Raw genomic sequence first — 11,432 nt, 5'->3', positions numbered from 1 at the left:
GGTCGCCGTCGTCGGGACGGTCCTGCTCTGCATCATCATCGGCTTCATCCCGCTGGTGATCGCGTGGCTGATGGGCACGATCTTCGGGGTCATCGCCGGCATCAAGGCCAACGAGGGAAGCCTCTACAAGTATCCGATGGCGCCCAACATCATTAAGTAAGAAGCGATCTGATCACCGCATCTGCCAGAAGGCGGCCGCGCAGCGTCAGCGTTGCCCGGCCGCCTCTCACGTCGAGCAGTCCATCCTCGACCTTGGAGACGTCGATCTCGTCCAGCGGGAGGCCCGAAGCCAGGCGCATGGCAAGCATCACGTGCTCGTCGCGGCGCTCCGAGGCGGTGAGGATCTCGCGGCCGTGGCCGGGTGATACGCCCGATGCCAGGCGCTGCCCATAGGTGCGCGGGTGCTTGACGTTCCACCACCGCACGCCGCCGACGTGGCTGTGCGCGCCGGGCCCGAACCCCCACCAGTCGCCACCGCGCCAGTACAGCAGGTTGTGCCGGCATCGAGCCTGCTCAAAGCGGGCCCAGTTGGACACCTCGTACCACTCGAACCCGGCCGCGCTCAGGCGTGCCTCCGCAGCCAGGTAGCGGTCGGCGGCCACGTCGTCGGACGGCTGCGCGATCTCACCCCGATCGATGCGGGCGGCCAGCCGCGTGCCGTCCTCGACAATCAGCGAATAGGCGCTGACGTGGTCGGCGCCCGACCCGATCGCCAGCTCCAGCGAGCTTTCGAAGTCGGCCGCACTCTCGCCAGGGGTACCATAGATGAGGTCTAAATTGATGTTTTTAAATCCGGCGGTACGGGCTTCCTCGACCGCCGCGATCGCCCGCCCCGGGGTGTGTTGCCGGTCGAGGATGCGCAGCACACCGGGCGCCGCCGACTGCATGCCCAGGGAGATCCGAGTAAATCCGTGCTCGCGCAGCGCCTTCAACGAAGCGGGACTGACCGACTCGGGATTGGCCTCAGTCGTGACCTCGGCCCCGGGCGCCAGGCCCCAGGTGTCGCGCACGGCGTCGAGCAGGCGGGCCAGCTGGTCGGTGGGCAGCAGGGTCGGCGTCCCGCCACCGAAGAACACGGTTTCGACCGGGTGAGCCAGAATCCCGGACGCCAGTTTGATCTCCGCTAGCACAGCGTCGACATAGTCGCCAGCCGAAAAAGACAACTCACTGGCGGTGTACGTGTTGAAGTCACAGTAACCGCACCGCGACGCACAAAACGGCACGTGGATGTACACGCCGAAGCCGCGCTCGCCCAGCCCCTCCAGCGCGGGACTCGGCAGCGCGCCATCGGACGGAACGGGATCACCTTCGGGCAGGGCAGCGGCCATACCGTCTAGTCTGCCAACATGCCGTTCGTCAACGCCGCTCATGCGCGCGGGATCACGACACTCACCCTGGACAGCCCGCACAACCGCAACGCGCTCTCCAACGCCCTGATGACCACCCTCATCGATGCCCTGCACACGGCAGGCCAGGACCCGAGCGTGCGCGTGGTCGTGCTCGACCACACCGGGCCGGTCTTCTGCTCAGGCGCCGACCTGACCGAGACCGCGGCGGCCGCGAGCACCGGTGACATGCCGGCCAACCTGCTCGGCTCTCTCCTCGGGGCGGTCGCGACGTGCCCCAAACCGGTGATCGCCGCGGTCCGCGGGCCCGCCCGCGCGGGTGGCCTGGGCCTGATCGCCGCGGCCGACCTGGCCGTGTGCGCGGAGGCGGCCACGTTCGCGTTCTCGGAGGTGCGCATCGGCGTCATCCCGTCGCTGATCTCGGCCACCGTCCTACCGCGACTGTCGCCGCGCGCCGCCGCCGAGCTGTACCTGACCGGCGACGTGTTCGACGGCACCCGCGCGGCCGCGATCGGGCTGGTCAACGTCGCGGTCGGGCCGGAGAAGATCGACACCGTGGTCAAGAGCTGGTGCGGTTCGCTGGTGCGCGGCGCGCCCCAGGCGCTGGCCGCGACCAAGCAACTGCTCAGACAGCGGCCCACCCTCGCCGACCTCGACGACCTGGCCGTGCTGTCGCTGGAGTTCTTCGGCTCGGCCGAGGGGCGGGAGGGGGTCGCCGCATTTCGGGAGAAACGCGACCCTGCTTGGATTCCCGCCACTTAGAGCTACTGTGTTTGGCGTGAGTCGGCGTGGGCTCGTGATAGCGGTGGTGCTGCTGGCTGTGGTCTTCGGCCTCGGCACATGGTTTTCGCGCAATGTCGCCGAAGAGGTGCCCTCGGGCACGTGCCGCGTCGACGACGTGCGCCTCGACGCCGAGCAGATGTCCAATGCGGCCACCATCGCCGCGGTCGGCCTGCGCCGCAAGGCCGGCGAGCGGGCGATCACGGTCGCGCTCGCGGCCGCCCTGCAGGAGTCCAAATTGCGCAACCTGGAGCATCAGGGGCGGCGCAACGACCACGACTCGATCGGCCTGTTCCAGCAGCGGCCGAGTCAGGGCTGGGGCACCGCCGAGCAGATCCTCGACCAGCGATACGCGGCCGAGCGGTTCTACAAGGCATTGACGAAGGTCAAGGGCTGGGAGCGGATGCGGGTCACCGACGCCGCGCAGGCCGTCCAGCGCTCCGCCTATCCGGAGGCGTACCAGAAATGGGCTGATGACGCTCAGATCCTCGCCGCCGCCTTCGCGGGCAAGACGCCGGGCGCACTTTCGTGTGAACCCGCCCGCGCGGCCGCCGTCTCGGCCGCCGCGAGCGAGCGCTTCAGCCTCGATTTCGGGCGCTCTTTCCAAACCGAAGAGAATTTCTTGCGGGTACCGGTGACCGACCCGACAACCGGCTGGCAGGTCGCGCACTGGTTCGTGGCCCAGGCGGAGGCCACCGGTGTCGCCAAGGTCACGTTCGGCGACCGGCAGTGGACTCCCCGTGGCGAGTGGGTTCCGGTCGAGGCGGCCGAGGGCGCGCGCGAGGTGATAGCGGAGCTTTCGCCCTGACCCGACGGGGTTATCATCGGACCCTCTAGCGCCTACCACCCCCAGGGGAGGACATGACTATCACCCCTCACGCCGTCTCCGCATACGACCCGATCAGCGCGGACGACCGGCAGGAGTTCCTCGACCAGGGTTTCCTCTTGCTGCGCAACGTGCTCACCGAGGACCATCGCCAGCGGCTCGAAGCGGCCATAGACCGCGTCTACGCGGAGGAGATCGCGGCCGGCAACGGCACCAAGGACGGCACGGTGCACCTGCTCGGCTTCCTTGACCGGGATGAGCTGTTCGGCGATCTGTTGACCCATCCGCCTGTGTTCCGCTACATGTGGGGCCTCGCGGGGTGGAACATCTACACCCACCACAACCACCTCGACGTCACGCCGCCCGCGCTCGAGCCCGAGAAGCCCTACTGGGGTTGGCACCAGGATGGCTACCGGCAGAACTCGGATCCCGAGACCATGGATCCCGACCTGCCCCGGCCCATGTTTTCGCTGAAGATCGCCTATGTGATCTCCGACCTGGCGGAGAAGGGGCGCGGCGCCACCAAGATCGTCCCGGGTTCGCACCTGCGCAACTCGATGGCCCGCCCGGCCGACACGTCCGTGCACAACCCCGACCCGGAGGGCACAGTCGAGATCACGGCCAACCCCGGTGACGCGTTCATCTTCGACCGCAGGCTGTGGCACTCCCGCTCGACCAACCTGTCGACGATCACGCGCAAGATGCTGTTCATCGGCTACACCTACCGCTGGATCCGCCCGCTTGACGACATGCCGATCGACAAGACCGGCCAGTGGTGGGCCAACCGCACGCCGGTGCAGCGGCAGCTGCTGGGCGAGGCGACGCACACGGCCAACTACTGGGGCATCAACTGGGACGGGTTCATCGACGAGGAGATTCCGCTGCGCAAGGAGCTCAGGTCGCGCGGCCTGCTCGACCGTTCGGTTCCTTGGCTGCGCTGATTTCGCGACGGCTGAGACAGCACAGGGCCCGGCTTCTGCCGGGCCCTGTTTCATTGGCTCCGACCAACACCAGGAGCAATTACGCGACGTAACCAGGGTCTGACGCGATCGTTGGGTGATTTGTCCTAGTCGACAAGCAAAAAGGAAAGGACAAGTATGAAACTCGCAATCGTTCCGGCCATCGCCCTCGCCGCGGGTGGCGCTGCCCTCATGGCCAGCCCCGCCAACGCCACCCCCGAGGTCAGCCGGCACTCGTCGGTCGGCCACACGGCATCCTCTGTCGTGAAGCCGCACTACGACCACGTGCACGGCTGGTACAACGACGGCAAGGACGACGATCACGGCGACATCTGCTACACCAACCACATTTACCCGGGCTTCAACATCCTGTCGGGCACCGTCCTCAACGACGCCATCGACGCGCCGATCGATGTGATCGTTCAGGTCATCACTCTGCTGACCATGGCGGAGATCCAGTCCGACAAGCCGATAAACAACGAAGGCTGCTTCTGACGATATCCGCTCACGGATGATGCCCAGGTAGAAGTGCGTCCGCGCCGAATTTTCCAACAGCGCGGTGAGGGGGCCATGGCGGATCATGGCCCCCTTGCTGTTTCTTACGAGGAAGGTCGAGCGGCTGTAAATAGACGCGCTCCTATCGGACGGATACATCGACCGTCGAGAGATGGAATGGATGGACATGAACAGACAACTTTTCTGTGCCGTCGGTGTCGCGAGTGGGGTTTTTCTGCTGGCCAGCGGCGTTGCGGAGGCCGCGCCCGCGGACGAGGCAGATCGCAATATCGCTCCGAAGGCGAGCGACGCCGGGGCGGGCAGGACTGAACTGCTTCCCGGCTTCTTCGGCGGCAAGGATAGCGCCGATGGCCTGGCCGACCTGCTCAAAGGGCTTCCCGGCGGCCCCGTGCTGAGAAACTTCATGGACAGTGACGGCCCGCTTGGAAACCTGATCGGCGGTGACGGGCCGGTGGGCTCGTTCATGGCCGGCTTCTCAGGTGATTCGGACGACGACGGAGATCGCCGGTCCAGGGCCGCCACCGTTGATTCGCCGCAAATCGAGTACCCGGGCGCCCGAGACGACTACCTCATGGACTGGCGTCAGGCTGTGGCTCAAGAAGAGCCGGTGCACGACACGAGCGACGGCGAAGAAACCCGCGTGGAGCGGCGGATAGTCGCCTACGGGAAACCGTTGGTCGGTGGCCTGTTCGGCCCGATAGGCCGGATGGAGATCCTGGGCGTCGACACCCTGCGAGGCGTGCCCGTCCTGGGCGATCTGCTTGCTGACGGACTCAGCCTCAACACGCTCAGCGGCATGCCGCCGGTCACCGATGTGGTGGAACCAGTCCTGAACCAGGATCCCGGCAAGGCATCGCCACCCGTGCTGGGGAGCCTGCCCACCGTCGGCAAACTGGGCCAGACGCTCCTAGGCGGAGAGACGGCAAGCCAGCCGACCGAAGCCGCCATCGCACCGCTTTCGAACAGGCGCGCACTCGCACCGCGCGCGACCGACAAGGCGAAGGTGACCCCGTCGCTGGTGACGCTGCTCGGCTGGGACGCCGTGGGCACCCACGCGCTGAACGACATGATCTACCAGCTTCCGTTCGTCGGCAAAGCTTTGTGATCAAAGATATTCAATGCTGAGCGGGGAGTCGGCACACAGCACCAGAGCCGGAGTCTGGCTTGCCACCATCGTGCGCCCAATGGTGGCAAGCCAGACTCGGATCGAGCCCTAACGCTGACCTTTGGCGAGCGCCACGTTCTGTAGCGCGCGAATCATCGTGCTGAATGCCAGCGGCGGCGGGTCGTGCAGCGGAAACCAGGCCCACTCGACGCTCTCCTCGGGATCGACCACGATCGCGCCCGGATCCTCAAGCGTGGCAAGCCAAAAGCAGTCCAGCACCGGGATGACCTCCCCCTGGAAGGCGTATCCGCCGATGTACATGCCGACGAACGGTCCTAACACGACATCCACGCCGAGCTCCTCCCGGCCCTCGCGCAACGCCGCGTCCACCGGCTCCTCCCAGCCGTCGCAGAACCCGCCGGGCAGCTCCCACAGACCGGCCTGAGGCGGGCGGGCGCGCTTGAGCAGCAGGACGCGGTCATGCTCGTCGAGCACGACCAGCCCGGCTGTCGGGCGCGGGTTGAGGAACGTCTGATAGCCACAACCGCCGCACGCGGAGCCGGTTTTGCCGGCACCGCAACGGGAACAGAAGCTCACCACGCCACCATGGGCTTTGCACGGCCGCAGTAAGGGCGGCGCTGAGTGCGCAAGCTCCGGCTCACTTCTTGCCCTTGTCGCCCGCGGACTCCGATGTGGACAGCGCGGCGATGAACGCCTCCTGCGGCACCTCCACCCGGCCCACCATCTTCATCCGCTTCTTGCCCTCTTTTTGCTTCTCCAGCAGCTTGCGCTTGCGCGTGATGTCGCCGCCGTAGCACTTGGCGAGCACGTCCTTGCGGATGGCGCGGATGGTCTCGCGGGCGATGACGCGCGAGCCGATGGCCGCCTGGATGGGCACCTCGAACTGCTGCCGCGGGATCAGCTCGCGCAGCTTGGCCGCGATGGTGGTGCCGTATTGATAGGCCTTGTCCTTGTGCACGATGGCCGAGAACGCGTCCACCGGCTCGCCCTGCAGCAGGATGTCCACCTTCACCAGTTCGGCCGCCTGCTCGCCGCTCGGCTCGTAGTCCAGGCTCGCGTAGCCCTTGGTACGCGACTTGAGCTGGTCGAAGAAGTCGAAGATGATCTCGCCCAGCGGCATGCTGTAGCGCAGCTCGACCCGGTCGGCCGACAGATAGTCCATGCCGCGCAGGGATCCGCGGCGGCCCTGGCACAGCTCCATCACCGCGCCCACGAAGTCGTTGGGCGTCAGCACGGTCGCGCGCACGGTCGGCTCGTAGACCTCGCCCACCTTGCCGGTCGGGTATTCGCTGGGGTTGGTGACCACGACCTCCTCGCCGTCCTCCATCAGCACGCGGTAGACGACGTTGGGCGCGGTCGAGATCAGGTCCAGGTTGAACTCTCGTTCCAGCCGCTCACGGATGATCTCCAGGTGGAGCAGACCCAGGAAACCGCAGCGGAAACCGAAGCCGAGCGCGGCCGACGACTCGGGCTCGTAGACGAGCGCGGCATCGTTGAGCTTGAGTTTGTCGAGCGCCTCGCGCAGATCGGGGTATTCCGAACCGTCCAACGGGTACAGTCCGGAATAGACCATCGGCTTGGGATCCTTATATCCCCCAAGGGCTTGCTTGGCCGGGCGCGAGTTGATGGTGACCGTGTCGCCGACCCGCGACTGGCGCACGTCCTTCACGCCTGTGATCAGATAGCCCACCTCGCCGACGCCGATCGCCTTGGACTTGACCGGCTCGGGTGAGATGACGCCGAGCTCGAGCAGCTCGTGCACGGCACCCGTGGACATCATCTTGATCCGGTCGCGGGCCTCGATCCGGCCGTCGATGACACGCACATACGTGACGACGCCGCGATAGATGTCGTACACGGAGTCGAAAATCATCGCCCGCGCGGGCGCGTCGGCCTCGCCGACCGGCGGCGGGAACTTGCGGACGATCTCGTCGAGCAGGTGTGGCACGCCCTCACCGGTCTTGCCGGAAACCCGGTGGCAGTCCTCGGGCTCGCAGCCGATGAGGTGGGCAAGCTCCTCGGCGTACTTGTCCGGCTGCGCCGCAGGAAGATCAATTTTATTCAGTACGGGGATGATCGTGAGGTTGTTTTCGAGGGCCAGGTAGAGGTTGGCCAATGTCTGGGCCTCGATCCCCTGCGCGGCGTCGACCAGCAGCACGGCCCCCTCACAGGCGGCCAGGCTGCGCGACACCTCGTAGGTGAAGTCGACGTGCCCCGGCGTGTCGATCATGTTGAGCACGGCCTGGGAGCCGGCGCGCTCGCCCTCGCGGACCTTCCACGGCATGCGCACGGCCTGGCTCTTGATCGTGATGCCGCGCTCACGCTCGATGTCCATGCGATCCAGGTATTGCGCGCGCATCAGCCGAGGGTCGACCACCTCGGTCAGCTGCAGCATCCGGTCGGCCAGGGTAGATTTGCCGTGGTCGATGTGCGCGATGATGCAGAAATTGCGAATCGCGGCGGGGTCGGTCGCGCCAGGCTGGATCACGGTCGTCCGTTTCTCAATCAGAAGTGGGTGACACCCAATATTCCCATGCCGACGGCGGCGGGAGGCGGCACCATCGAGCAGATGCCCACGGTTCTGCCACCGCCTGTCCCTTATGACCGGACCTCGGTGCGTCCTTCGCGGGTTCGCTGCCAGGCGACTTCCCGTCGCCGCTAGCCACCCACCTCGGCGCGGGTGTGGCCCGCGTCTCGGCCACGCGCACGGGCTTCACCGCCGATAGGACGAGTTACTTCGTTGGGGCCGCCGAGCTGGCACAATGATCGCCGAGTGGTATTCACTTCGCCCTCTGCCCGCAGGCCATCGAAGCAGCCCGGACGCCCGGCCCGCCGTGGGACCCGGCCGAACTCGACGCGGCTCTCGCGGCTGGTTGTAGCTGTGATCTGGATACGACCTGAGAAATGCGCACGGCCGTTTTCAGCCACCCTCACCGGGCCAAGCACGCCGGGCCAAGCACGCCGCCCTGGAGCAGCGCTTCGAGGAACTCACCCGGGACGCCGCCACGCTTATGCCCTGTGATTTGCACCTCGACAACGTGGTCGACCCGGCGGTTGACACCGTCTCCCAGCTCATTTCGGGCCGAGGTCAGCGGGCTCGACCTCGCAATTCATCGACCACCGCGCGCCTCCCACCCGGCACCCTGGATGCGGCACTCTCGGCCATCACGAGCCGCTCCCTGGGCGATCCCTGGGGCAGTTTTGGCCTTCTTTCGGGCGGCCTGGTAATCTGGCACGTCGCGACTGTTGCCCGGCGGCAGCGGACGCACCCCAAGCATTCAGGCAATCCCATCAATTCCGAGCAGGACGAAGGCTGTCGCGTGGCGAACATCAAGTCTCAGATCAAGCGCAACAAGCAGAACGAGAAGCGCCGCTTGCGCAACAAGTCGGTCAAGTCAGCGCTCAAGACCGCGGTCCGCAAGTTCCATGAGGCCAGCGTGACCGCTGACCTGGAGACCGCGACCACGCTCATGCGCGACGCTTCGCGCAAGCTGGACAAGGCCGTTTCCAAGGGCGTCATCCACAAGAACCAGGCGGCCAACCGCAAGTCGGCCATCGCCAAGAAGCTGGCTTCGCTCTCCAGCGCAAGCTGAGCACCCGGCTCGGTTCCTCCCCGACGCCGGCGGTCAACGCTAAGCCCGACCCTGTCCCGAGGGCCGGGCTTTTGGCGTACCCGGGGGGCCTAGCGATCCTCGAGATCCTGCCATTCGCTCGCGAGCAGCGACCACACCTGCACATCGTGGTGGACCCCGTTGTGCGGGAAGGCCCCGCGCAAGACCCCGTCGAGCGTCATGCCGAGCCGTTTGGCCACCGCCTGACTGCGCTGATTCGTTGGCGTGCAACGCCATTCGACCCGGTGAAGCTTGCGCTCCCGGAACACCCAGTCGATCATCCGCCGGGCCGCGAGCGTGATCAGGCCACGCCCGCCCGCTTCGGCCGACAGCCAGACGCCGATCTCGGCGGTGCTGGCGCGCACGTCGAACACTCGGAAGAGCGTGCCGCCGACCAGCCGTCCGTCGAGCCAGATGCCGTAGATCCGGCCCATGTCCTGCGCGGTGGAGTCGGCGTAGCGCTGCAGCCAGGCGCGGGTACTGTCCACATCGGTCAAGGCCTGCGCCCAGGGTAACCAGGGTGCCAGGTGTTCCCGGTCGCGCGCGATGTAGTCCGCGAACTCGTCCGCGCGCCACGGCTCCAGCGCCCGCAGCTCGGCGTTTTCGGTCAATGGATATACGAGCATGGCTCTCCCTCGGATACATACCAAACGTTTGTTATGTATCCTAGCCGCATGCCCGCACGCGGTGACCACGTTGCCCGGCGCCGAGACGTCTCCCAGGCCGTCTGGCGCGTCCTGGCCGAGCACGGCTTCGGCGGCCTCACCCTGCGCGCCGTGGCCGCCGAGCTCGGTGCCTCGACCGGCCTGCTGACCCACTATTTCCCCAGCAAGCAGGCTTTGATCAGGCACGCCCTGGAGGTCGCCGAGGAGCACAGCCAAACCCGCCAGCGCCACGCCGCCTCCGCACCCGGTTTGCCCGCCCTGCACGCCGCGCTGTTGGACGTGCTGCCGCTCACGCCCGATACCGCCGCGATGAACCGCGTGTGGGTGAGCTTCTGGGCGGCCGCGCTGACTGATCCGGAGCTCGGCGAGTTCGAGGTAAAACGCTACGAGCGCTGGCGTTCCCGGCTCCGCTCACATGTCGTTGCCGCCCAGGAGCGCGACGAGCTCCACCCGGCCGCCGACCCGGACGACCTGGTGGCCTCAGCCGCCGCCTTCGCGCACGGCCTGGTGGTCCAGGCCCTGGTCGACCCGGCCCGCTACCCTCCCACCCGCCAAATCACGCTTGTCGACCAGTTCATCGCCGCACTGCCGCACACACCCGTCGTCAGTAGCAGCAAGTCGCAGAGCGACCTCCTGACGCAGCCCCCCGTCACCGGCGGCCGGCCAGAGACCGCCACACATGACACAGCGCCGGGCCACCTATAACGACCCGCCACACGCTCACCCAGCCACCCGCCACCGCAAGCGGCCAACCACAAACCGCCACACCCTCAGGCAGCCACGGCGGGTCACTGATAGCGGCGAGCCGCGGACTGCCGCGCCCGCTGCTCCACCGACCCGAGCCCTCCCCCCGGACTCACCGGCCGGGCTGACTCCACATTGGACGGACTGTCTGGCTCGTCCTCACCCGACACGTGAGCAGCCGGCGGCAGTGGCCCAACCGACTGATCCTCGGCCCATTCCACCCGTGGCACAGCGCCCCGGGACAATCCCGGGCCTCCCGCCGAAGGCATGCCGGAGAAAGCCGTGTCAGCACGCGAACTCGCGGCCCAGCCAATCCCGTAGGTGCTCCGCGATTCGGGTGTGTCAGGGCGCTGATCGCCCGGTGCGCCCGACACAACGGGCGACATCCGACTCCCATCAAACGCTTCTGTAGGCACACTGGGAAGCACGGCAGTGGTGCCGCTGGCCCAATCGGTCGACGAATCCTCCGCGCCGGAATCCTTGGAAGGCGGTTCACCCGCGCCGGGCGGACTTGACCCTGCTGGCGGAAACCCATGCCCCGCCCAGCCAGATGACGACGGCGCAACCGGCGACACGCTACGGGGGACCGGTTCAAGGTGGGCGGACGTAGCGCGTCGAGGGGTGGCAGCGGCCCGTCCAGCAGACGACAGAGCGCGCACTGCAGCCCCGCCGGGAGGCAGAGCGGCGGGCACAGCCCCGCCCGGAGGCAGCACGGCAGGCACAGCCCCACCCGGAGGCAACACGGCAGGCACAGCCCCACCGGCGGCGGGTCGAAGCGGGCGGGCGGCAGCCGGTGCTCGGCGCACGGTCGGTGGATGCGGCACGACGGCCCGGCCTCGCGCACGCCGGACCCGGGCCG

General features: G+C 67.3%; 12 protein-coding genes. 8 read left to right on the top strand and 4 right to left on the bottom strand.

Annotation, left to right across the window (positions count from 1 at the left end; genetic code table 11):
- Positions 1–160, top strand: a 160-nt coding sequence (locus DM816_RS35465) for a magnetosome magnetite crystal formation protein family (RefSeq protein ID WP_162908162.1), incomplete at its 5' end; no start/stop codon positions are given.
- Here the strand turns inward: DM816_RS35465 and hemW are convergent.
- Positions 153–1,328, bottom strand: a complete 1,176-nt coding sequence (gene hemW, locus DM816_RS35460) for a radical SAM family heme chaperone HemW (RefSeq protein WP_117214849.1) — start codon at positions 1,326–1,328, stop codon at positions 153–155. The genes DM816_RS35465 and hemW overlap by 8 nt on opposite strands.
- A gap of 18 nt (positions 1,329–1,346) precedes the next feature.
- Here hemW and DM816_RS35455 point away from each other — a divergent pair, with 18 nt between their 5' ends.
- From DM816_RS35455 to DM816_RS35435, 5 genes are all read left to right on the top strand, one after another.
- Positions 1,347–2,108: an enoyl-CoA hydratase-related protein gene (locus tag DM816_RS35455; protein ID WP_117214847.1), complete on the top strand. Its 762-nt coding sequence runs from the start codon at positions 1,347–1,349 to the stop codon at positions 2,106–2,108.
- A gap of 16 nt (positions 2,109–2,124) precedes the next feature.
- Complete coding sequence (locus tag DM816_RS35450; RefSeq protein ID WP_117214853.1) at positions 2,125–2,934, top strand: hypothetical protein; 810 nt, start codon at positions 2,125–2,127, stop codon at positions 2,932–2,934.
- A gap of 53 nt (positions 2,935–2,987) precedes the next feature.
- Positions 2,988–3,893, top strand: a complete 906-nt coding sequence (locus DM816_RS35445) for a phytanoyl-CoA dioxygenase family protein (protein ID WP_117214845.1) — start codon at positions 2,988–2,990, stop codon at positions 3,891–3,893.
- A 156-nt stretch (positions 3,894–4,049) separates the two neighbouring features.
- Complete coding sequence (locus tag DM816_RS35440) at positions 4,050–4,406, top strand: hypothetical protein (protein WP_117214843.1); 357 nt, start codon at positions 4,050–4,052, stop codon at positions 4,404–4,406.
- A 172-nt stretch (positions 4,407–4,578) separates the two neighbouring features.
- Positions 4,579–5,532, top strand: coding sequence for a hypothetical protein (locus DM816_RS35435; RefSeq protein WP_162908161.1), 954 nt, complete (start codon positions 4,579–4,581; stop codon positions 5,530–5,532).
- 108 nt (positions 5,533–5,640) lie between these two features.
- Here DM816_RS35435 and DM816_RS35430 read toward each other — a convergent pair whose 3' ends face one another.
- Positions 5,641–6,129: an NUDIX hydrolase gene (locus DM816_RS35430; protein ID WP_162908160.1), complete on the bottom strand. Its 489-nt coding sequence runs from the start codon at positions 6,127–6,129 to the stop codon at positions 5,641–5,643.
- A gap of 61 nt (positions 6,130–6,190) precedes the next feature.
- A complete protein-coding gene (lepA, locus tag DM816_RS35425) occupies positions 6,191–8,041 on the bottom strand; it encodes a translation elongation factor 4 (protein ID WP_211588999.1) in 1,851 nt (616 codons plus the stop codon).
- An 832-nt stretch (positions 8,042–8,873) separates the two neighbouring features.
- On the opposite strand from lepA, the gene rpsT reads away from it, so the two are divergent.
- Positions 8,874–9,146 (top strand): 30S ribosomal protein S20, encoded by a 273-nt coding sequence (gene rpsT, locus DM816_RS35420; RefSeq protein ID WP_117214851.1) that lies wholly within the window; start codon positions 8,874–8,876, stop codon positions 9,144–9,146.
- 89 nt (positions 9,147–9,235) lie between these two features.
- On the opposite strand, the gene DM816_RS35415 is transcribed toward rpsT, so the two are convergent.
- Entirely contained in the window at positions 9,236–9,790 is a 555-nt protein-coding gene (locus DM816_RS35415; protein WP_117214835.1) for a GNAT family N-acetyltransferase, read from the bottom strand.
- Positions 9,791–9,838: 48 nt separating this feature from the next.
- Here DM816_RS35415 and DM816_RS35410 point away from each other — a divergent pair, with 48 nt between their 5' ends.
- Complete coding sequence (locus DM816_RS35410; RefSeq protein ID WP_117214833.1) at positions 9,839–10,534, top strand: TetR/AcrR family transcriptional regulator; 696 nt, start codon at positions 9,839–9,841, stop codon at positions 10,532–10,534.
- Positions 10,535–11,432: the final 898 nt, after the last annotated feature.

The organism is Allorhizocola rhizosphaerae, assembly GCF_003426775.1.
Lineage (GTDB): Bacteria > Actinomycetota > Actinomycetes > Mycobacteriales > Micromonosporaceae > Allorhizocola > Allorhizocola rhizosphaerae.
This window is presented reverse-complemented; position numbering and strand designations above follow the sequence as displayed.

Bases quoted from the DNA above. Each gene is read 5' to 3' on its own strand.
- hemW (WP_117214849.1), bottom strand. From the start codon at position 1,328: ATGGCCGCTGCCCTGCCCGAAGGTGATCCCGTTCCGTCCGATGGCGCG.
- DM816_RS35455 (WP_117214847.1), top strand. From the start codon at position 1,347: ATGCCGTTCGTCAACGCCGCTCATGCGCGCGGGATCACGACACTCACC.
- DM816_RS35445 (WP_117214845.1), top strand. From the start codon at position 2,988: ATGACTATCACCCCTCACGCCGTCTCCGCATACGACCCGATCAGCGCG.
- DM816_RS35440 (WP_117214843.1), top strand. From the start codon at position 4,050: ATGAAACTCGCAATCGTTCCGGCCATCGCCCTCGCCGCGGGTGGCGCT.
- DM816_RS35435 (WP_162908161.1), top strand. From the start codon at position 4,579: ATGGAATGGATGGACATGAACAGACAACTTTTCTGTGCCGTCGGTGTC.
- DM816_RS35415 (WP_117214835.1), bottom strand. From the start codon at position 9,790: ATGCTCGTATATCCATTGACCGAAAACGCCGAGCTGCGGGCGCTGGAG.
- DM816_RS35410 (WP_117214833.1), top strand. From the start codon at position 9,839: ATGCCCGCACGCGGTGACCACGTTGCCCGGCGCCGAGACGTCTCCCAG.